Origin of the sequence: Streptomyces sp. WM6386 (assembly GCF_000972385.1) — a bacterium.
In the GTDB taxonomy this organism is placed as follows: domain Bacteria; phylum Actinomycetota; class Actinomycetes; order Streptomycetales; family Streptomycetaceae; genus Streptomyces.
In genome coordinates, this window is the sequence record NZ_JXTE01000073.1 from 20,658 (window position 1) to 41,240 (window position 20,583).

17 protein-coding genes and 2 pseudogenes are annotated in these 20,583 nt (G+C 69.5%); 13 read left to right on the plus strand and 6 right to left on the minus strand.

Annotation, left to right across the window (positions count from 1 at the left end; translation table 11 throughout):
- Positions 1–37: 37 nt before the first annotated feature.
- Complete coding sequence (locus TN53_RS33545) at positions 38–3,937, plus strand: DNA-directed RNA polymerase subunit beta' (protein WP_046262547.1); 3,900 nt, start codon at positions 38–40, stop codon at positions 3,935–3,937.
- Positions 3,938–3,991: 54 nt separating this feature from the next.
- Here TN53_RS33545 and TN53_RS33550 read toward each other — a convergent pair whose 3' ends face one another.
- The 4 genes from TN53_RS33550 to TN53_RS48575 are packed head-to-tail and all read right to left on the minus strand — an operon-like array spanning position 3,992 to position 7,198.
- Positions 3,992–4,984, minus strand: coding sequence for a M48 family metalloprotease (locus TN53_RS33550; protein WP_046262548.1), 993 nt, complete (start codon positions 4,982–4,984; stop codon positions 3,992–3,994).
- 27 nt (positions 4,985–5,011) lie between these two features.
- The gene (locus tag TN53_RS33555; RefSeq protein WP_046262549.1) at positions 5,012–5,521 is read right to left on the minus strand and encodes a Pycsar system effector family protein; all 510 of its coding nucleotides are present in this window, start codon (positions 5,519–5,521) and stop codon (positions 5,012–5,014) included.
- Positions 5,518–6,582, minus strand: coding sequence for a hypothetical protein (locus TN53_RS33560; protein ID WP_046262550.1), 1,065 nt, complete (start codon positions 6,580–6,582; stop codon positions 5,518–5,520). The genes TN53_RS33555 and TN53_RS33560 overlap by 4 nt, the downstream gene beginning before the upstream one ends.
- 16 nt (positions 6,583–6,598) lie before the next feature.
- Positions 6,599–7,198: a hypothetical protein gene (locus tag TN53_RS48575; RefSeq protein WP_234441760.1), complete on the minus strand. Its 600-nt coding sequence runs from the start codon at positions 7,196–7,198 to the stop codon at positions 6,599–6,601.
- A 64-nt stretch (positions 7,199–7,262) separates the two neighbouring features.
- On the opposite strand from TN53_RS48575, the gene TN53_RS48580 reads away from it, so the two are divergent.
- Positions 7,263–8,552 carry a hypothetical protein gene (locus tag TN53_RS48580; RefSeq protein WP_234441761.1) on the plus strand — a complete coding sequence of 430 codons (1,290 nt, stop codon included), beginning with the start codon at positions 7,263–7,265 and terminating at the stop codon, positions 8,550–8,552.
- On the opposite strand, the pseudogene TN53_RS48585 reads toward TN53_RS48580, so the two are convergent.
- Positions 8,524–8,691 (minus strand): annotated as a pseudogene (locus tag TN53_RS48585) (Crp/Fnr family transcriptional regulator); the annotation flags it as partial. The gene TN53_RS48580 and the pseudogene TN53_RS48585 overlap by 29 nt on opposite strands.
- 338 nt (positions 8,692–9,029) lie before the next feature.
- Between TN53_RS48585 and TN53_RS33570 the strand changes: the two are divergent.
- The 11 genes from TN53_RS33570 to TN53_RS33620 all read left to right on the plus strand — a co-directional run bounded on the left by TN53_RS33570 (position 9,030) and on the right by TN53_RS33620 (position 20,371).
- Positions 9,030–9,530: a DUF1707 and DUF4190 domain-containing protein gene (locus TN53_RS33570; protein WP_420719150.1), complete on the plus strand. Its 501-nt coding sequence runs from the start codon at positions 9,030–9,032 to the stop codon at positions 9,528–9,530.
- 341 nt (positions 9,531–9,871) lie between these two features.
- On the plus strand, positions 9,872–10,243 hold the full coding sequence (gene rpsL, locus TN53_RS33575; protein WP_003948652.1) for a 30S ribosomal protein S12: 372 nt from the start codon (positions 9,872–9,874) through the stop codon (positions 10,241–10,243).
- Positions 10,244–10,246: 3 nt separating this feature from the next.
- Positions 10,247–10,717, plus strand: a complete 471-nt coding sequence (rpsG, locus tag TN53_RS33580; protein WP_003992340.1) for a 30S ribosomal protein S7 — start codon at positions 10,247–10,249, stop codon at positions 10,715–10,717.
- Between the two features lie 39 nt (positions 10,718–10,756).
- Complete coding sequence (gene fusA / locus TN53_RS33585) at positions 10,757–12,886, plus strand: elongation factor G (protein ID WP_046262551.1); 2,130 nt, start codon at positions 10,757–10,759, stop codon at positions 12,884–12,886.
- A 142-nt stretch (positions 12,887–13,028) separates the two neighbouring features.
- Positions 13,029–14,222 (plus strand): elongation factor Tu, encoded by a 1,194-nt coding sequence (tuf, locus tag TN53_RS33590; RefSeq protein WP_046262552.1) that lies wholly within the window; start codon positions 13,029–13,031, stop codon positions 14,220–14,222.
- Positions 14,223–14,438: 216 nt separating this feature from the next.
- On the plus strand, positions 14,439–14,654 hold the full coding sequence (locus TN53_RS33595; RefSeq protein WP_199924695.1) for a hypothetical protein: 216 nt from the start codon (positions 14,439–14,441) through the stop codon (positions 14,652–14,654).
- A 23-nt stretch (positions 14,655–14,677) separates the two neighbouring features.
- Positions 14,678–14,971, plus strand: coding sequence for a hypothetical protein (locus TN53_RS33600; protein ID WP_046262553.1), 294 nt, complete (start codon positions 14,678–14,680; stop codon positions 14,969–14,971).
- A gap of 57 nt (positions 14,972–15,028) precedes the next feature.
- Positions 15,029–18,556: a protein kinase domain-containing protein gene (locus tag TN53_RS33605; RefSeq protein ID WP_046262554.1), complete on the plus strand. Its 3,528-nt coding sequence runs from the start codon at positions 15,029–15,031 to the stop codon at positions 18,554–18,556.
- Positions 18,557–18,626: 70 nt separating this feature from the next.
- The gene (locus TN53_RS33610) at positions 18,627–19,532 is read left to right on the plus strand and encodes a tetratricopeptide repeat protein (protein WP_046262555.1); all 906 of its coding nucleotides are present in this window, start codon (positions 18,627–18,629) and stop codon (positions 19,530–19,532) included.
- On the plus strand, positions 19,523–19,927 hold the full coding sequence (locus tag TN53_RS33615; protein WP_420719149.1) for a hypothetical protein: 405 nt from the start codon (positions 19,523–19,525) through the stop codon (positions 19,925–19,927). The genes TN53_RS33610 and TN53_RS33615 overlap by 10 nt, the downstream gene beginning before the upstream one ends.
- 93 nt (positions 19,928–20,020) lie before the next feature.
- Positions 20,021–20,371 carry a hypothetical protein gene (locus TN53_RS33620; RefSeq protein WP_046262556.1) on the plus strand — a complete coding sequence of 117 codons (351 nt, stop codon included), beginning with the start codon at positions 20,021–20,023 and terminating at the stop codon, positions 20,369–20,371.
- Here the strand turns inward: TN53_RS33620 and TN53_RS48590 are convergent.
- A pseudogene (locus TN53_RS48590) lies at positions 20,368–20,472 on the minus strand (helix-turn-helix domain-containing protein); the annotation flags it as partial. The gene TN53_RS33620 and the pseudogene TN53_RS48590 overlap by 4 nt on opposite strands.
- Between the last annotated feature and the right edge of the window lie 111 nt (positions 20,473–20,583).

Below are 20,583 nucleotides of genomic sequence, written 5' to 3' on the forward strand. Positions count from 1 at the left end.
CCCCATGACTTACAACCCTGAGAGGGATTGACGCATAGTGCTCGACGTCAACTTCTTCGACGAGCTCCGGATCGGTCTGGCCACCGCTGACGACATCCGTCAGTGGAGCCACGGCGAGGTCAAGAAGCCCGAGACGATCAACTACCGCACGCTCAAGCCCGAAAAGGACGGACTCTTCTGCGAGAAGATCTTCGGTCCGACCCGGGACTGGGAGTGCTACTGCGGCAAGTACAAGCGTGTCCGGTTCAAGGGCATCATCTGTGAGCGCTGCGGCGTCGAGGTCACTCGCGCCAAGGTGCGTCGTGAGCGGATGGGCCACATCGAGCTCGCCGCGCCCGTCACGCACATCTGGTACTTCAAGGGTGTCCCGTCGCGTCTGGGCTACCTGCTCGACCTGGCCCCGAAGGACCTCGAGAAGGTCATCTACTTCGCGGCGTACATGATCACGTACGTCGACGACGAGCGTCGTACGCGTGACCTGCCCTCGCTGGAGGCGCACGTCTCCGTCGAGCGTCAGCAGGTCGAGAACCGTCGCGACTCCGACCTGGAGGCCCGCGCCAAGAAGCTCGAGACCGACCTGGCCGAGCTCGAGGCCGAGGGTGCCAAGGCCGATGTGCGCCGTAAGGTGCGCGAGGGTGCCGAGCGTGAGATGAAGCAGCTGCGTGACCGTTCGCAGCGCGAGATCGACCGTCTCGACGAGGTGTGGACCCGGTTCAAGAACCTCAAGGTCCAGGACCTCGAGGGCGACGAGCTGCTCTACCGCGAGCTGCGCGACCGCTTCGGCACGTACTTCGACGGTTCGATGGGTGCCGCGGCGCTGCAGAAGCGCCTGGAGACCTTCGACCTCGACGAGGAGGCCGAGCGCCTCCGCGAGATCATCCGTACCGGCAAGGGCCAGAAGAAGACCCGTGCGCTGAAGCGGCTGAAGGTCGTGTCTGCCTTCCTGCAGACCTCCAACAGCCCCAAGGGCATGGTCCTGGACTGCGTCCCGGTCATCCCGCCGGACCTTCGCCCGATGGTGCAGCTGGACGGTGGCCGCTTCGCGACCTCCGACCTGAACGACCTGTACCGCCGTGTGATCAACCGCAACAACCGTCTGAAGCGGCTTCTCGACCTCGGTGCGCCCGAGATCATCGTGAACAACGAGAAGCGCATGCTCCAGGAGGCCGTCGACGCGCTGTTCGACAACGGTCGTCGTGGTCGCCCGGTCACCGGTCCCGGTAACCGCCCGCTGAAGTCCCTGAGCGACATGCTCAAGGGCAAGCAGGGTCGATTCCGTCAGAACCTGCTCGGCAAGCGTGTGGACTACTCCGCGCGTTCCGTGATCGTCGTCGGTCCGCAGCTGAAGCTGCACCAGTGCGGTCTGCCGAAGGCGATGGCGCTGGAGCTCTTCAAGCCGTTCGTGATGAAGCGCCTGGTCGACCTGAACCACGCGCAGAACATCAAGAGCGCCAAGCGCATGGTGGAGCGCGGCCGCACGGTCGTGTACGACGTCCTCGAAGAGGTCATCGCCGAGCACCCGGTGCTGCTGAACCGTGCTCCCACCCTGCACCGCCTCGGCATCCAGGCCTTCGAGCCGCAGCTGGTCGAGGGCAAGGCCATCCAGATCCACCCGCTCGTCTGCACCGCGTTCAACGCGGACTTCGACGGTGACCAGATGGCCGTCCACCTGCCGCTCTCCGCGGAGGCGCAGGCCGAGGCCCGCATCCTGATGCTGTCCTCGAACAACATCCTCAAGCCCGCCGACGGCCGTCCGGTGACGATGCCGACCCAGGACATGGTCCTCGGTCTGTTCTTCCTCACCACCGACGGCGAGCTGCGTGACACCAAGGGCGAGGGCCGGTCCTTCGGCTCCACGGCCGAGGCGATCATGGCGTTCGACGCCGGCGAGCTCGCGCTCCAGTCGCAGGTCGACATCCGCTTCCCGGTGGGCACCATCCCGCCGCGCGGCTGGACCCCGCCGGTGCGCGAGGAGGGTGAGCCGGAGTGGCAGAACGGTGACTCGTTCCGTCTCAACACCACCCTGGGCCGCGCGCTCTTCAACGAGCTGCTGCCCGAGGACTACCCCTTCGTCGACTACTCGGTGGGCAAGAAGCAGCTCTCCGAGATCGTCAACGACCTGGCCGAGCGCTACCCCAAGGTCATCGTGGCGGCGACGCTCGACAACCTGAAGGCGTCCGGCTTCTTCTGGGCGACCCGTTCCGGTGTCACCGTGGCCATCTCCGACGTCGTCGTTCCCGAGGCGAAGAAGGAGATCGTCAAGGGCTACGAGGCGCAGGACGAGAAGGTCCAGAAGCAGTACGAGCGCGGTCTGATCACCAAGGAAGAGCGCACTCAGGAGCTCATCGCGATCTGGACCAAGGCGACCAACGAGGTCGCCGAGGCGATGAACGCGAACTTCCCCAAGACGAACCCCATCTTCATGATGGTTGACTCGGGTGCCCGAGGAAACATGATGCAGATGCGGCAGATCGCCGGTATGCGTGGTCTGGTGTCGAACGCCAAGAACGAGACGATCCCGCGTCCCATCAAGGCGTCCTTCCGTGAGGGCCTGTCCGTGCTGGAGTACTTCATCTCCACGCACGGTGCCCGTAAGGGTCTGGCGGACACCGCCCTGCGTACCGCCGACTCGGGTTACCTGACCCGTCGTCTGGTGGACGTCTCGCAGGACGTCATCATCCGCGAGGAGGACTGTGGCACCGAGCGCGGTCTGAAGCTGCGGATCGCCTCGAAGAACGCCGCCGGCGTCCTGATCAAGGCGGACGACGTCGAGACCAGCGTCTACGCCCGCATGCTCGCCGAGGACGTCGTCATCGACGGCAAGGTGATCGCGCCGGCCAACGTGGACCTCGGCGACGTGCTGATCGACCAGCTCGTGCACCACGGTGTCGAGGAGGTCAAGACCCGCTCGATCCTGACGTGCGAGTCCCAGGTCGGCACCTGCGCGATGTGCTACGGCCGTTCGCTGGCCACCGGCAAGCTGGTCGACATCGGTGAGGCGGTCGGCATCATCGCCGCCCAGTCCATCGGTGAGCCCGGTACCCAGCTGACGATGCGTACCTTCCACACCGGTGGTGTGGCCGGTGACGACATCACCCAGGGTCTGCCCCGTGTCGTCGAGCTCTTCGAGGCTCGTACGCCCAAGGGTGTCGCCCCGATCTCCGAGGCCCAGGGCCGCGTGCGGATCGAGGAGACCGAGAAGACCAAGAAGATCGTCGTCACCCCGGACGACGGCAGCGACGAGACGGCGTTCCCGATCTCGAAGCGTGCCCGTCTCCTGGTCAGCGAGGGCGAGCACGTCGAGGTGGGCCAGAAGCTCACCGTGGGTGCCACCAACCCGCACGACGTGCTGCGCATCCTGGGTCAGCGTGCCGTCCAGGTCCACCTGGTCGGCGAGGTCCAGAAGGTCTACAACTCGCAGGGTGTGTCGATCCACGACAAGCACATCGAGATCATCATCCGGCAGATGCTGCGCCGTGTGACGATCATCGAGTCCGGCGACGCCGAGCTGCTGCCCGGTGAGCTGGTCGAGCGTTCGAAGTTCGAGACCGAGAACCGTCGTGTGGTCCAGGAGGGCGGTCACCCGGCCTCCGGTCGTCCGCAGCTGATGGGTATCACCAAGGCCTCGCTGGCGACGGAATCCTGGCTGTCGGCCGCCTCCTTCCAGGAGACGACCCGAGTTCTGACGGACGCGGCGATCAACGCCAAGTCCGACAGCCTCATCGGCCTCAAGGAGAACGTCATCATCGGTAAGCTCATCCCGGCCGGTACGGGTCTGTCCCGCTACCGCAACATCCGGGTGGAGCCGACCGAGGAGGCCAAGGCCGCGATGTACTCGGCCGTCGGTTACGACGACATCGACTACTCGCCGTTCGGCACCGGCTCCGGCCAGGCCGTTCCGCTGGAGGACTACGACTACGGTCCGTACAACCAGTAAGGCGTATGTCTGTCGAAGGGCGGTCACCTCTCGGGGTGGCCGCCCTTCGGCGTGTCAGCGGCCGCGGTCCAGATAGGCCTGGAGATGGTGCATACGGGTGTGGAGGTCGGACTGCGAGTCCAGCAGCCGCACCATCACCCCCTCCGGATCGGGCCGCCCGGACTCCTGCCGGTCGCACTCGGCATGCAGCACCGCCATCAGATGGGTGGCGAAACCGAGGCCCGCCGCGTGCTCGTCGGCGCGCAGGTCGGCCCGCCGGGAGACCGCGGCCACCAGGTACGGCGTGGCCAGGGGCAGGAAGATCAGGCCGTACGTCGCGGTCGCCAGGACGAGGACGACGATGCCGATCACGACGGCGGACAGCACCGCCGCATTGCCCGACGGGCGCTTGACGTGCGCGGCCAGCCGGCGTACCAGGGCGCGGGTCAGCCGGGCGGGCAGGGCGTACCAGAGGGAGACCACGGACGCCCAGGAGTGGCCCCGGGTGTGATGGCCCAGCTCATGGGCGAGCACCCCGCCGAGCTGGCCCGGGGTGAGTATCGACAGGGAGTGGCGGGTCACGCTGACGATGTGACCGGCCGTCGCCCCGGAGTTGACCTCGTCGCTGTCCTCCACCCAGAGCTCGTAGGCGTCGGCGTCCACTCCGGCACGGCCGGCCACCTCCCGCCAGACCGGCCGCAGCTTGCGCTCCTCGTCCGGGGCCGGATACCTGAGCCGCAGCAACCGGCGGGCCAGCAGCCGTTCGCAGGGCCGGCTGAAGACCAGGGCGCCGCTCAGCGCCCAGCACCCGAACGGGATCCACCATGCCAGCCCTGTCACGGTGCCGACGAGATACGACAGCACGAACACCACGGCCGCACTGGCCAGCCCATGGGGCAGGTGGAGTGCCAGATGGCCGAGGGCCGTGATGTCCATGCCGCGCTGCCGGGCGGATATGTGGACGCGGCCGGTGCGCAGCGGTAACTCCTCCTCCGGCCCGGCCGACTTCCGTGGTTTCTCCGGCCTGGGTGATTCGCCGGGTTCCTCGGGGGCGTGGAACTGGGACATGGCGGTTCCTTCCACGTGGGGGCGGTTTCAGGCGACGAGCAGGGACAGCAGGATCAGAACGGCCGAGCCGCCGAACGCGATCAGGCCGGTTCGGATCCAGAAGTGCTTGCGGGCGGCGATACGGCTGTTCTCGGCGAGGGCGGCGCGCAGCGCCCGAGCGGGGGCGCGTTCGGTGTCCGCGAGGGCCGAGCCGAGGAGGCCGGCGCGGACGGCACGGCGGGTGTCGCCGAAGTAGGTGAGCGGGAGTCCCGGGGCCCAGTGGCTTCTGCCGTACCGGGGCGTGACGGCGAGCAGCAGGGCGAAGAGCGAGGTGACCAGCAGTGCCGCTCCCGACCACCACAGGAGGGCGGCGGCCGCCGGGAGCCGGGCGGGGCTCCAGCGGAGGTTGATCAGCAGCGCGCTCAGCACCCCGGCTGTCAGGCCGAGCATGCCCACCAGGACCGTGGCTTTGGCGTCCGCGCGGGCGATCTCGGCGCGGAGGTCGGCGAGCAGCTGGACGTCGGCCCTGGGCCGCGGGGTGCGCTGGGTCCGGGTCATGGTCTGTCGTCCGGGCGCTTCTCGAGCCGGAACTCCGGGTACAGCGGCGGGGGTTCGGAGTCGGCCGGGGTTCCGTTCGCCCGCAGGATGGCGGTCATCCGTTCGACGACGAGATCGGTCGGCTTCTCGAGCTGGTAGCCCTCCAGCCACTTGCTGTCGAGTGCCTGGTCGATCAGGTGCAGCTGGGTCTTCACCAGCTCCGCCTGTTCGGCGTGCAGACGGTCGAGAACCAGGGCGGTGTCGTCCGGGTGCACCGCCAGATGCAGGGCGACTGCGGCCGTGCCGCCCCGGGCCAGGTGGCACTCGTAGAACTTGAGCTTCTCGGCCGTCCGCTGGGAGGCGTACTCCTCGCGGAGCCGCGTCGCCTCGTGCTCCGGAAGGGCGGCCTCCTGCTCGTGCCGGGCGGTGCGCAGCCGGTCCTGGTGGAGCCGCTCGGCTGCGTCGCGTCGCAGCCGCACCGAGCAGCTGACCTCCAGCCCCTCGGCGGCCCCGAGCTGCGGGGTGGCGTCCACCGCCCGCTGCACGGACTCCTCCGCCTGCGTACTCGCCCTGATGGGGTGGCCGCGGCCGGCCGCACGTATCACGGGCCGGAGCCGGCGGGTGAGGAGACCGGGCACATCACGCTCCTGGCTGCGCACGAACAGCTCCGGAGTGACGACCCGCCAGGTGATGTCGGCGGCTGCCTCGAACTCGAAGCTGTCGAGCTGGCTGGGCAGCGCCTCGTGCAGCCGGAAGGAGTGGGGGTCGGTGTCCACCTCGTACAGGGCCGTGCATCCCCATAAAGAGGTGGGGCGGGTCGGTGGCATGAAGGTCCGGTACGACCCGTTGCGGGTGACCAGGACCAGGGCGTGCTGGAGGTCTCCGCCGAAGCGGCGGCCGCCGATACGGAAGCGGGACAGCTGCCAGACGGTGCGGACCGGGTCGGCGTCCTCGCGCGGGCGCTCGGGCTGCCGGCGGAACCAGTCGGTCTGCTCCTCCGGCGGCTGTGTGCGGTCGGTGGTCGGCTCGGAGTGCGGTGCCGGCTCGGTGTTCTGCGGCTTTGGCGGGGCGGTGGGTTCCATGGTCGGTTTCCTCGGGCTAGGGAGTGGAGATGCGTGCCAGTAGTCGCTCGGCCGCCGGTGAGCCGCCTTTGTCGGCGTCGCGGACGGTGCGCAGCAGGTGGCTGACCCGGCTGTGGTTGGCGGGCGTGGTGACGAGTGCGGGGAGCAGCGAGGTGAGGGCCGCCTCGGACTCCGGATCGTGGTCGGCGGTCCGGACCCAGCCGCGCAGGATGCGCAGGGCCCGCGCGGTGCGGGTCCGGTCGACCAGCGCCGCTTGCCAGAACGTGATCAGGTGTGCCGTGTCGGTGTCGTCGATCGTCGCCGCGGCCTGGGCGTACCAGTCGAGGACGAGCGGGCGGTCGGTGTGGTCGTCGGACTGCTCGCAGGCCTGGAGGAAGGCGAGCAGTGCGTACTCGCGGACCGCGCGGTCGCCGGTGAGGCGTTCGGCGAGGGCCCTCAGCACGGGTTTGCGCAGCGCGAGGAGCAGGAGTTCGAGGGCGTCCGCGAACTGGATGGCCTCCTCCTTCACGAATTCCGCGTAGGCCTCGGCGTCGTCCTCGTCGCCCTCCTGGTCCTGCTGCCGGCGTTGCCCGCGGATGGCGTCCAGCAGGGCGTTCAGGGCGTGTTCGTAGTGCACCGGGCGCGCGCACAGCCGTCCAGCGGCGGCCCTCGTAGCCGTCGTAGTCGCCGGTGCACCAGTCGTGCAGGATGCGGAAGACAGCCGGAACGCCCACGAGTTGGGCCATGGTGAGGGCGTTGGCCGCCGTCAGCCAGGAGTTGAACTCGTCGTCGTCCGCCCAGGGTTCGATGAGCAGGGCCATGGCCGAGGACAGGTCGGCGGTGGCGAGCAGGGCGGTGGCGGAGGCCGCCCGGGTGCGGACCAGGGGGCGGCCGTCGTCGGCGAGTTCCTGGATCCACTCGACGAGAGCGGGCCGGGCGGACGGGTGGAGGTTCCACACCTCCTCCAGCAGGAGCTGGGCGGTGCGCTCGTCCTGGAAGGCGGCGAAGTACCGGCCGACGAGGGGTCCCCATTCGGTGGCCTCGGTGTCGACGTAGCCGCGGGCGTGGGCGCGGCGCAGCCGTTCCTCGCGGGAACCGCCGAAGACGGGGATCTCGGCCGGCTCACGGGGGTTGGCCGTCTGCTGCAGCCGTACGTAGAGCAGGTCGGCGAGTTCGGCGGTCACCGCGTACGGCGCCCTGTCGAACACGGCGAGCGCGATGAGGAAGGCCTTGTCGTGCAGCGAGGTCGGACGTTGTTCGTCGCGGAGCCAGCTCGAGACCTGGGCGGTCACCGCCTGCTCGCCGTGGGCGGCGAGTTTCTCCTCGTCGATCTCACCGCGGTGGAAGGCGACGAGCCGCCGCGCGAACTCCTCGATCCTGCCCGGCTGTTGCTGTCGAGCCAGGAACTCCGTCACCGGCACGAGAGCGCACAGCCCCGCCCACGCGGCCTCCCCGAGGTGCCGGGTGACATGGGTGCGCAGCATGTCCTCGGCCGAGGGAGGCTCCCAGCGCACGAACGGGACGTCCTCCAGGGCGGCCGACGGCTCGACCGTGATCACCAGGTAGCCGTCGGAGCGTTCCAACTGCTCGCGCAGACCCAGCAGATGGGGTTCGCGCAACGGGTGGCTGCGGCTGGTGGCCAGGTTGAACAGAACGTATCCGGCGGTGTCGGCCAGCTGCTCCAGGAGTACCGCGAGCGAGGCGGGCGGGTCCAGGCTGCGCACCCGTCCGGCCCGCAGCCGCAACAGGAGCATGAGGGCCGCGGAACGCCGGCCGGTGTCCTGCCCACCGGCCAGGACCACGACCCGGTCGGTGCGCAGCCGGGCGAGTGCCTCGTCGAAACTCGGGCAGCCGTGGAAGACGTACGACAACTCCTCGATCTGTTCCTGGCGGATCTCCCCGGAGAGGTGCTCCGTGCGTCCCGGGGGCCGGCCGAAGTTGTAGTTCACGTCGCCCTTGACGGTGCCGCCGCTGACGCCGAGAAGGAATGATCACGCCACGTGCCGGATAGCGCAGGGGGCGCCCGACAGCGAGCAGTGCGATCCTGTCCTCCCTTTCCAGCCGGGCGAGGAAAGGCACCCGGTCGTCGAAGCCACCGTCGTCCCACGCATGCGTCTGCCCCCCGGTCATGGCCTCTTCCCCCTAGCTCACCTGCGCTGACGTGCACGGCTTTGCAACCTGTCAACGTACTTGAAGGAAGGACGTCCGGAACGGGCGGCAATCGGCCGCGGTGGCTGATGCGCGTACCGTCGTACAAGGGCGGGCTTTGCCGCATCATGGAGGAACCTCGGGGGTTCGGGAGGTGCTCCGTGTCGCAGTCGTCGTGGCCGCCCTGGCAGGGCGAGGAAGAGCCGTCGGGCAACGGCGCGTCGAACACATGGCAGGGGAGAGGCATCCCTCCGTCCGAACCCCACCCGCACCCCCACTCCCAGCTCCATCCCCACCCTCAGCCGTGGCAGGTCGCGGGGGTGTCGGCGACGCAGCCCTGGCAGGCCCATGGCACCCCCGCCGCCATGCTCGCCTCCCACGCCGACCGTGAGCGGGCCGTGGACGTGCTCAGGGCGGGGTACGGGGAGGGGCGGCTGGAGAAGGGGGAGTTCGACAAGCGGGTCGCTCGGGCGTATGTCGCCCGTACCGTCGGGGAGCTGGCGGTGCTGGTCGGGGATCTGCCTCAGGGGCCCATGGCGCAGCCGATGGCCTTACCGCGGACGTTTCTCCCCGTGCCCCGGCCCCGGACCAATGGAAAGGCCGTGGGGGCCGCCGTGTGCGGGCTGCTGTCTCTGCCGACCTTCGGGTTCACCGGGATTCCGGCGGTCGTGCTCGGGCAGGCGGCGCGCTCGGAGATCCAGCGCACGGGGGAGAGCGGTGACGGGCTGGCACTGCTCGGGCTTGTGCTCGGGTGGATGTCCGTCGCGGCCTGGACCGTGTTTCTGACGCTGCTGCTCGCGGTGGCCATCGGGGGCGGATGAGCGGTGGGCGTTGTCGCACTCATGTGTGCGGAACATTGCAGAACGTGAAATCGAAGATCCACTACGGCGTAGGCGCTTGACATGTTCCGCCTGGTGATGCGGGCGAAGCCCATTTGTTTTGACCGCAGCGAATGAGGTAGGTACGCTCAGACCTTGTGCCTGGGGTGTGCCCTGGCTCTCGTGCGTGCCATCACCCGCATGGCGAGCCTCCATCGGCCACCGTGAATCCGCGCCCTTCTCGCCTTCGGGTGGAAGTCTGCGGGATCCGACACACCCGACCGCGTGGGTCGGAGTTGTTCCAGGTTAGCTTCACCATTCGGCACACAGAAACCGGAGAAGTAGTGCCTACGATCCAGCAGCTGGTCCGGAAGGGCCGGCAGGACAAGGTCGAGAAGAACAAGACGCCCGCACTCGAGGGTTCGCCCCAGCGTCGCGGCGTCTGCACGCGTGTGTTCACGACCACCCCGAAGAAGCCGAACTCGGCCCTGCGTAAGGTCGCGCGTGTGCGTCTGACCAGCGGGATCGAGGTCACTGCTTACATTCCGGGTGAGGGACACAACCTGCAGGAGCACTCCATCGTGCTCGTGCGTGGTGGCCGTGTGAAGGACCTGCCGGGTGTTCGCTACAAGATCATCCGCGGTTCCCTTGACACCCAGGGTGTGAAGAACCGCAAGCAGGCCCGCAGCCGCTACGGCGCCAAGAAGGAGAAGTAGAAAATGCCTCGTAAGGGCCCCGCCCCGAAGCGCCCGGTCATCATCGACCCGGTCTACGGTTCTCCTCTTGTCACGTCCCTCATCAACAAGGTGCTGCTGAACGGCAAGCGCTCCACCGCCGAGCGCATCGTCTACGGCGCCATGGAGGGTCTGCGTGAGAAGACGGGCAACGACCCGATCATCACGCTGAAGCGCGCGCTTGAGAACATCAAGCCGACCCTCGAGGTCAAGTCCCGCCGTGTCGGTGGTGCGACGTACCAGGTTCCGATCGAGGTCAAGCCCGGTCGTGCCAACACGCTCGCGCTGCGCTGGCTGGTCGGTTACTCCCGCGCCCGTCGCGAGAAGACCATGACCGAGCGTCTGCTCAACGAGCTTCTCGACGCCTCCAACGGCCTCGGTGCCGCTGTGAAGAAGCGCGAGGACACCCACAAGATGGCCGAGTCCAACAAGGCCTTCGCGCACTACCGCTGGTAGTCGCTACCCACATCGAGACCGAGAGAAGACGAAAGCCTTATGGCTACCACTTCACTTGACCTGGCCAGGGTCCGAAACATCGGGATCATGGCCCACATCGACGCGGGCAAGACGACCACCACCGAGCGGATCCTCTTCTACACCGGCGTCAGCTACAAGATCGGTGAGGTCCACGACGGCGCTGCCACCATGGACTGGATGGAGCAGGAGCAGGAGCGTGGCATCACGATCACCTCTGCTGCCACCACCTGTCACTGGCCGCTCGAGGACAACGACTACACGATCAACATCATCGACACCCCCGGGCACGTCGACTTCACGGTCGAGGTGGAGCGTTCGCTCCGCGTCCTCGACGGTGCCGTCACGGTGTTCGACGGTGTCGCCGGTGTCGAGCCGCAGTCCGAGACGGTGTGGCGTCAGGCCGACCGTTACGGCGTGCCGCGCATCTGCTTCGTGAACAAGCTGGACCGCACCGGCGCCGAGTTCCACCGCTGCGTGGACATGATCAAGGACCGGCTCGGTGCCGTTCCGATCATCATGCAGCTGCCGATCGGTGCCGAGATGGACTTCAAGGGCGTTGTGGACCTGGTCCGCATGAAGGCGCTCGTGTGGTCCGCCGAGGCGGCGAAGGGCGAGATGTACGACGTCGTCGACATCCCCGCCACGCACGTCGAGGCTGCCGAGGAGTACCGCGGCAAGCTGGTCGAGACCGTCGCGGAGAACGACGACGAGATCATGGAGCTGTTCCTGGAGGGCCAGGAGCCCACCGAGGAGCAGCTGTACGCCGCGATCCGTCGCATCACCATCGCGTCCGGCAAGTCCGACGGCATCACGGTCACCCCGGTGTTCTGTGGCACCGCGTTCAAGAACAAGGGCGTTCAGCCCCTGCTCGACGCGGTCGTGCGCTACCTGCCGACCCCGCTTGACGTCGAGGCCATCGAGGGCCACGACGTGAAGGACCCCGAGGTCGTCGTCAAGCGCAAGCCGTCCGACGACGAGCCGCTGTCCGCCCTCGCGTTCAAGATCATGAGCGACCCGCACCTCGGCAAGCTCACCTTCGTCCGGGTCTACTCGGGCCGCCTGGAGTCCGGCACTGCCGTGCTGAACTCCGTCAAGGGCAAGAAGGAGCGCATCGGCAAGATCTACCGTATGCACGCGAACAAGCGTGAGGAGATCGAGTCGGTGGGCGCCGGCGACATCGTCGCCGTGATGGGCCTGAAGCAGACCACCACCGGTGAGACGCTCTCGGACGACAAGAACCCGGTCATCCTGGAGTCCATGGACTTCCCGGCGCCGGTCATCCAGGTCGCCATCGAGCCCAAGTCCAAGGGTGACCAGGAGAAGCTGGGTGTCGCCATCCAGCGTCTCGCGGAGGAGGACCCCTCCTTCCAGGTTCACTCGGACGAGGAGACCGGCCAGACCATCATCGGTGGTATGGGCGAGCTGCACCTCGAGGTGCTGGTCGACCGTATGCGCCGTGAGTTCAAGGTCGAGGCCAACGTCGGCAAGCCGCAGGTCGCGTACCGTGAGACGATCCGCAAGGTCGTCGAGCGCGTGGACTACACCCACAAGAAGCAGACCGGTGGTACCGGTCAGTTCGCCAAGGTGCAGATCGCGATCGAGCCCATCACCGAGACCGACGGTCCGGCGTACGAGTTCGTGAACAAGGTCACCGGTGGCCGTATCCCGCGGGAGTACATCCCGTCGGTGGACGCCGGTGCGCAGGAGGCCATGCAGTTCGGCATCCTCGCGGGCTACGAGATGACGGGCGTCCGCGTCACGCTTCTCGACGGTGCCTACCACGAGGTCGACTCCTCCGAGCTGGCGTTCAAGATCGCCGGTTCGCAGGCCTTCAAGGAGGCCGCGCGCAAGGCCAGCCCCGTGCTGCTCGAGCCGATGATGGCCGTCGAGGTCACCACGCCCGAGGAGTCGATGGGTGATGTCATCGGCGACCTCAACTCCCGCCGTGGCCAGATCCAGGCCATGGAGGAGCGCAGCGGCGCCCGCGTCGTGAAGGGCCTCGTGCCCCTTTCGGAGATGTTCGGCTACGTCGGAGACCTCCGCAGCAAGACCTCGGGTCGCGCAAGCTACTCGATGCAGTTCGACTCCTACGCCGAGGTTCCCCGGAACGTCGCCGAGGAGATCATCGCGAAGGCCAAGGGCGAGTAACACACCCCGTTCACACGCTTTAGGCTTGACACCGACCGCCGGGATCCACCGGAAACGGAAATCCCGGCGGGCGGCATCCCAGCAAAGATCACCCTGGCGCCGATGAGCAAGGCGTACCAGAACCACTCCACAGGAGGACCCAGTGGCGAAGGCGAAGTTCGAGCGGACTAAGCCGCACGTCAACATCGGCACCATCGGTCACATCGACCACGGTAAGACGACCCTCACGGCCGCCATTACCAAGGTGCTGCACGACGCGTACCCGGACCTGAACGAGGCCTCGGCCTTCGACCAGATCGACAAGGCTCCCGAAGAGCGCCAGCGCGGTATCACGATCTCCATCGCGCACGTCGAGTACCAGACGGAGACGCGTCACTACGCCCACGTCGACTGCCCCGGTCACGCGGACTACATCAAGAACATGATCACGGGTGCGGCGCAGATGGACGGCGCCATCCTCGTGGTCGCCGCCACCGACGGCCCGATGCCGCAGACCAAGGAGCACGTGCTCCTGGCCCGCCAGGTCGGCGTTCCGTACATCGTCGTCGCCCTGAACAAGGCCGACATGGTGGACGACGAGGAGATCCTGGAGCTCGTCGAGCTCGAGGTCCGTGAGCTCCTCTCCGAGTACGAGTTCCCGGGCGACGACCTGCCGGTCGTCAAGGTCTCGGCGCTCAAGGCGCTCGAGGGCGACAAGGAGTGGGGCCAGACGGTCCTCGACCTGATGGCCGCCGTCGACGAGTCGATCCCGACCCCCGAGCGTGACGTCGACAAGCCGTTCCTCATGCCCGTCGAGGACGTCTTCACGATCACCGGTCGCGGTACGGTCGTCACCGGCCGTATCGAGCGTGGTGTCCTGAAGGTCAACGAGACCGTTGACATCATCGGCATCAAGCAGGAGAAGACCACCACCACGGTCACCGGCATCGAGATGTTCCGCAAGCTGCTCGACGAGGGCCAGGCCGGTGAGAACGTCGGTCTGCTGCTTCGTGGCATCAAGCGCGAGGACGTCGAGCGCGGCCAGGTCATCATCAAGCCCGGTTCGGTCACGCCGCACACCGAGTTCGAGGCCCAGGCCTACATCCTGTCCAAGGACGAGGGTGGCCGTCACACGCCGTTCTTCAACAACTACCGTCCGCAGTTCTACTTCCGTACGACGGACGTGACCGGCGTCGTGACCCTCCCCGAGGGCACCGAGATGGTCATGCCGGGCGACAACACCGAGATGGTTGTTTCGCTCATCCAGCCCGTCGCCATGGAAGAGGGCCTGAAGTTCGCCATCCGTGAGGGTGGCCGGACCGTGGGCGCCGGCCAGGTCACCAAGATCAACAAGTAAGTCTTGTTGGCTTGAACGCCTGGTAGCTCATAGAGCTCCCTGAAGGGGCCCGTACGACTTCGGTCGTGCGGGCCCTTTCGCGTTCCCCTGCGCGGGCTCGGGCTGGTGGTGGTCGCCGGTCGAGTCGGACCCGAGGCCGGGTGCGTACCGTACAAGTCGCTCATGGCTGTGGATCCGGGCCGGACTGCCCGGAGGGGAGAGGAAAGGACTCGCTCGATGATCCTGACGATCAACGTGGCGGTTCTGCTGGCCGTCGTCATCGTCCTGCGTCTGCGTCGGCGCACCCAGTCCCGGAGCCGGGCCGACGAGAGACTGACCGTGGCTCTTGTGCTGGTGTTCGGGGTGCTCGTCGCCCCGACTGCGTTCGGTCGGGGGATCCTGGACGTCGTCGGGCAGGTCGTGGAGGGGGCGTCGGGGGTGGGGGAACCGTGAGCCGGCCTGCCTAGGGTGACCGCATGAGGTACGCGAGGGAGGTCTTCGGGCCGCTCGGCGGAGTCGTGGAGGTCGGGGCCGTGAACGCCACCGGCACATGGGTCCTGGCCGAGGCGTCGGTGGGGGAGTTCCTGGCGCGGCGGCGGGACGACTTCGAGCGGCTCATGGGCGGGATCCGGGAGGTGTGCCGGTTCGATGACCCGGCGATGGGGATCGCCGAGGAGCTGGGCTGGTTCCGGGCGTACGACGAGGCGCTGGAGACGCTGCTCCTCGGGGACATGGGGCGCACCACCGTGCGGCGGACCGCCGGGTCCTGAACTTCCGTATGGGCAAACCCCCTTGACCCTGCGCGCGGGCCGTGGACCCTTGTACGTATGGACGCCACCGGGGGGAGTGTCTCCGAGTGGCGCCCCGGGCAGGTGATCCTCGACCTCTACGAAGTGCTCGGCGTCGTGCGCACCGGGGGGATGGGGCTGGTCTACCGGGTGCGTCACCCGGGGTGGGACGTCGAACTGGCGCTGAAGGTCCCGCGTACGGAGCTCATCGGGTCACCGGAGACGGCGGGCGACTTCGCGGCCGAGGCGGAGACCTGGGTCGGCCTCGGGCTGCACCCGCACACCGTGCACTGCGCCTATGTGCGCAGCCTCGGCGGGATCCCGTGCGTGTTCGCGGAGTGGGTCGACGGCGGCAGCGTCGCGGAGGCGGTACGGGGCGGGGCGCTCTACCGGAACGGGCCGGGGGCCGCGCTGCGCGGCGCGCTCGACATCGCGATCCAGACGGCCTGGGGGCTCGACCACGCGCACCGCCGCGGCCTGGTCCACCAGGACGTCAAGCCGGCCAATGTGATGCTGACCCGCGACGGCACGGCCAAGGTCACCGACTTCGGACTGGCCAGTGCCAGGGCCGCGGCGGGCGAGGACGCGACGGCCCTGCCGGGAGCCGGGCCGACCGTCACCGTCGCCGGGCTGACCCCGGCCTACTGCTCGCCCGAACAGGCACTGGCCGCCCACGGGAGCGCGGTCCGGCTGAGCCGGGCCACCGACGTGTGGTCCTGGGCCGTGAGCGTGTGGGAACTGTTCGCCGGATACCCGCCCACCCCGTACGGGCATGCCGCCGCCGAGGCGTTCGAGGACTTCGTGGCGCGCGGCGGCCCCACCGGCGCCGAGCCCGGCCTCCCGGTCCTGCCCGCCGGGCTGGTGGCGGCGCTGCGCGGATGTCTGCGCCGCGATCCCGGTGAACGGCCGGACCGCATGGGCGAGTTGGCGGACGTGCTCGTCGATGTCTACCGGCGCGAGACGGGCCTGCCGTATCCCCGCGAGCGCCCCGTGGAGGCGGCCCTGCTCGCCGACGGGCTGTCCAACCAGGCACTGTCGATGCTGGACCTGGGCCGCCCCGAACGCGCCGAGGCGCTGTGGGAGGAGGCCCTGCGAGCCGACCCGCACCATCCGCCGACCGTCTACAACCGGGGCCTGCACCGCTGGCGGGAGGGCCGGACCACGGACACCGCCGTTCTCGCCGAACTGCGCGAGACCCGGGCCGGCTGGACGACGGACTGGCTGACCGGGCTGCTGCACATCGAACGCGGTGACCCCGACGCCGCCTTCGCCGCGTTGCGCGAGGCCGCCCGCGCCGCCCCTGGCGAACCCTCCGTCACGGCCGCGGTCGCGCTCGCCGACCGGCTGCCCGCCGTCCGGCCGCCCGTGGTGCTGGAGGGGCACACCACCTGGGTCGAGTGCGTCGCGCTCACCCCGGACGGGCGGCTCGTCGCCTCAGCGGGCCGCGACAGCACCAGCCCGGCACCCCCGGGCAGCGAAGGCGGCACCGTCCGGGTGTGGGACCCCGCCCGGCAGCGGCCGCTGTGCGTCCTGCCCGGCCACCACCAGGGCACCACGGCACTGGCCCTCAGCCCCGACGGCCGTTGGGTCGCGGCCGGGGACCCGGACGGCACCGTGCTCGTCGGGGACATCCGCACGGGGCGCCCGGCACACCGGCTGACCGGGCACGCGGAGCGCGTCGAGGCCCTCGCGTTCAGCCCCGACGGCGGCCTGCTGGCGACCGCGAGCGCCGACGGGGCCGTACTGCTGTGGGAGACCCCGCGCGGCCGTCCCCTGCACACCCTGGAACGCGGGACGCATCCCGCCGGGACGTACGACGGGGCGCTCGCGTTCGCCCCCGACGGCCGGCATGTGCTGCGCTGGGAGACGGCGACCAACCGATTACGGATGTGGGACGCGCGCACCGGCCACCTCGTCCGCTCCCGTCAGCGGCGATCCGAGGCCAACGTGGTCTTCAGCGCCGACGGCGGCACGCTGCTCATGAGCCCGTACGACGGTCCCACCGAGGTCCGCGAGTCGGTCACCGGACGCCGGATCCGCATCCTCGACTGGGCCCCCGGCCCCGGTGCCCGTCTCACGGTCGACGCCCACGGCCGACGCGCGCTGGCCACCCACGCCGAGTGGGACGGCGTAAAGCTGTGGGACCTCGTCGAGGGACGCTGTCTGCGCACCCTGGGCGGGCAGCCGGACGCGGCCCTCGCGGTCGCGCTCGGCGGGGACGGCCGTACCGGAGTCAGCGGGGGCTCGGACCGGGCCGTACGGGTGTGGGAACTCGCGCCGCCGGGGCCCCGGATGGCCTGGGGGCATGTCCGGCCGCGGCCCGCGGTCGAACTGATCAGGGAGGCGGACGTCGTCGTACGGGCCCGGGAACAGGCGGTCCGCCTGGTGGCACGGGGCCGCCCCGCGGCCGCCGCCGACGAACTGCGCGCGGCCCTGCGCGTCCCCGGCTTCGAGAACCACCCCGGGCTGCTCGACGAATGGGCCGCCGTCGGCGCGCACGGCCGGCGCGACGGACTGCTCAAGGCCAGGCGCGGCCGGGAGATCGACGAGGCGGACGACGCCGCCGCGCTGAGCCCCGACGGCCGGCTCGTTCTGGTCGGTGGTCACGATCCGCGGCTCTGGGAGGCGCGCGGCGAGCAGCCGCCGCGCAGGCTCCAGGGCCATCTGGCACAGGTCAACGACGTCGCGTTCACCCCCGACGGCGGGCGGGCCGTCACCGCGAGCGAGGACGGCACGCTCCGGGTCTGGGACCTCGCGGACGGCGGTTGCCGGCACGTCCTGCGGGGACATCCGGCCGGGGTACGGACCGTGACGGTGAGCCCGGACGGGCGGTTCGCGGTGTCCACGGACGAGCAGTGGGAGCTACGCGTCTGGGACCTCGCCGGGGGCGGTTGCCGGCACACCCTCGGCCAGGGGCGCAAACCCCGGCGGATCGGGGTGTACGACCGCGTGCCCGTCGCCGCGGTGGGCGGCCGGACGGCCCTGTCCGCCGACGCCGACGGGTGGTTCCGGGCCTGGGACCTGGACTCGGGGCGCCCCTTGCCGCACCGGCTCATGGAACACGCCGGGGACGGCGGCCACCTCGCCCTCAGCGCCGACGGCCGGGTGGCCCTGGTCTGTGCCTACAGCATGCTCTGCGGCTGGGACCTGGCCAAGGGCCGGGCGAACCACCCGCTGCGCAGCGCGGCCACCGGGCGGATCACCCTCGACCGCGCGACCTCGCTGGGGCTCACCCCGGACGGCGGGACGGCGTACGCGGCCGACGAGAAGGGCGCGCTGCGGGTGTGGGACATGCGGCGGGGGCACTGCCGCCACGAGTGGACCGGCCTCGGCGTCAGCTGGGCCCTGGCCACGGACGACGGCCGTTTCCTGATCTCGTCCGGCGTGGACGGGACGCTGCGGGTGTGGGACCTGGCCGACGGCCGCTGTCTGCGCGAGCTCGACGGACGCGTCCGGTATCTCCGGCCGCGGGCGCTGAGTACGGACGCACGCACCTTGCTGTGCTCCGGGGACGGCGGTCTGCGGGTGTGGGAGTTCGACTGGGACTACGACCTCGGGCGCCGCTGACGCGAGCCGGGGTGGGGGGAGAGGGAACCATGAACGTGTCGATGCGCCGGGGCACAGGGGAGCGGCAGCCATGAGCGTGCTGATGTGTCAGGGGTGGGCCTGCGGGCGGCTGATCTCGGCCACGGACGCGCCCGCGGCGCTGAGCATGGCCGCGGCCGAGCCGGAGTTCTGGGCCGTGAGCTGGTCCGTCTGCCGGGACTGCCGGATGCCGTTCTGCGAGCGCTGCGTCGCGCTACGGCAAGGCAGGTGCGCCGACTGTACGGGTGCACTGATCGACGGCAGGCAGGACGGCTCCCTGCGGGGCGTGCCCCGGCCCGCGGCCGTCGAACACTGCGCGCGCGGAAAGGAGTTGGGCGAGGAGGGACGGTTCGAGGAGGCGCTCGCGGAACTCGACCGGGCCCTCGGGCTGCGCCCGCTGTATCCCGCGGCCCAGTTCTTCAAGGCGCTCGTGTTCATCCACCTCGAACGCCCCGCGGAGACCCTCGACGCCCTCACCGAGACGGTCCGCCAGGACCCGCGCCACGCGGAGGCCTGGTTCAACCTGGGCAACTCCCTGAGCAGCAACGGCGTACCGGACGAGGCTGTGGACGCCTACACCACCGCGATCGAGATCTCCCCGCGCTACTACGACGCCCTGGTCAACCGGGGAATCCTGCACATGCGCCGCGACCGTCTCCCGGCCGCCCTCGACGACCTGGGCACGGCGATCCGGCTGGTCGAGGCGGACCAGGCCGTCAGTCCGAACGAGATCGCCCGCCACTACGCCTATGCCGCCCGCGGCGTCGCCCTCATGGAGAGCGGCCGCGACGAGGAGGCCCTCTCCGACCTCGACAACGCCATCAGCACCGGCCCGGACAACCCCGACGTCTACCTGAACAAGGCGGAGGCCCTGGAGCACCTGGGCCGCCCCGAGGAGGCGGGCGCCGCGTACCGGCTCTACGAGGACCTGCTCGGACAGGAGGAGGAGTGGAACTGAGACGGGCCCGGGCGGGGTTCGCCTCCCACGGCACCGGTAGGAGTACGAGACCAGGTCCGCTGACCGTCCGCCTCAAGCGGGCGGCGAAGGTCACCGTGAACGCCTCGCCGGAGCCGGTCACCAAGGGCAAGGCGATCACCGTCACCGGCAAGATCAGCCGCGCGAACTGGGCGACCAAGAAGTACAGCGGCTATGGCGGCCGTTCGGTCACCCTCCAGTTCCGCGCGACGGGCACCGACTCCTTCGTGACGGTCAAGAAGGTCACGTCGAGCGGCACCGGCGCCCTGAAGGCCACGGTCACCGCCACCACCGACGGGACCTGGCGCTGGTCGTACGGCGGCAACGACACGACCGGCGCGGCGAAGAGCGGCGGAGACCACGTCGACGTCCGCTGACGGAGGCTTCGGGCGGGGTGGTGCGTACGACGACCATCCCGCCTGAGTACGAACGCTCATGCCGGCGCACGCATCGGGCGCTGAGATGGACGTATGTCGAACAACCTCCTTGTCGAGCGTGCGCCCGGGGCGTGGATCGCTCCGCTGATCTCGACTCTGGTCACGATTCCCGCGTGTCTGATCGCCTACGTCGTCGGAGGGCTCTCCCCGATGGCGTGCGACTCCTGCGGAGACGCGCAGGCCGACGCCTTCGATGCGAGCTACGGCATCGCGTTCCCCGCTCTGCTGGCCGGCCTGGGCATCGCGCTCGTCCTGCTGTTCGTGAGCTGGGCGCTGCCCTGGGAGCAGCGGTACATGGCTCGCCGCGCACTGTTCGCCCTGGCGGCGCCGTTGCTGGTGCCGCTGGCGTATCTCGTCTTTGCCGCGTTGGTCGACTGGCCCTAGGCGCAGTGTCGGCACCGGCCGGGTGCGGGGGCGCGGAAGGCGTGGTCGCAGCCGTCGCAGTTCTGGAGGGGGTGGCGTACGTCCGACGGCGGGGCCGGGGGAGGCGAACCCCGCCCGGGCCCGTCTCAGTTCCCCTCCTCCTCCTGTCCGAGCAGGTCCTCGGAGAGCCGGTACGCGGCGCCCGCCTCCTCGGGGCGGCCCAGGTGCTCCAG

Excerpts from the sequence above, each read along its gene's own strand:
- TN53_RS33550 (WP_046262548.1), bottom strand. The coding sequence starts at position 4,984 with ATGTCCCAGTTCCACGCCCCCGAGGAACCCGGCGAATCACCCAGGCCG.
- TN53_RS33555 (WP_046262549.1), bottom strand. The coding sequence starts at position 5,521 with ATGACCCGGACCCAGCGCACCCCGCGGCCCAGGGCCGACGTCCAGCTG.
- TN53_RS33560 (WP_046262550.1), bottom strand. The coding sequence starts at position 6,582 with ATGGAACCCACCGCCCCGCCAAAGCCGCAGAACACCGAGCCGGCACCG.
- rpsG (WP_003992340.1), top strand. The coding sequence starts at position 10,247 with ATGCCTCGTAAGGGCCCCGCCCCGAAGCGCCCGGTCATCATCGACCCG.
- fusA (WP_046262551.1), top strand. The coding sequence starts at position 10,757 with ATGGCTACCACTTCACTTGACCTGGCCAGGGTCCGAAACATCGGGATC.
- TN53_RS33595 (WP_199924695.1), top strand. The coding sequence starts at position 14,439 with ATGATCCTGACGATCAACGTGGCGGTTCTGCTGGCCGTCGTCATCGTC.
- TN53_RS33600 (WP_046262553.1), top strand. The coding sequence starts at position 14,678 with ATGAGGTACGCGAGGGAGGTCTTCGGGCCGCTCGGCGGAGTCGTGGAG.
- TN53_RS33605 (WP_046262554.1), top strand. The coding sequence starts at position 15,029 with ATGGACGCCACCGGGGGGAGTGTCTCCGAGTGGCGCCCCGGGCAGGTG.
- TN53_RS33610 (WP_046262555.1), top strand. The coding sequence starts at position 18,627 with ATGAGCGTGCTGATGTGTCAGGGGTGGGCCTGCGGGCGGCTGATCTCG.
- TN53_RS33620 (WP_046262556.1), top strand. The coding sequence starts at position 20,021 with ATGTCGAACAACCTCCTTGTCGAGCGTGCGCCCGGGGCGTGGATCGCT.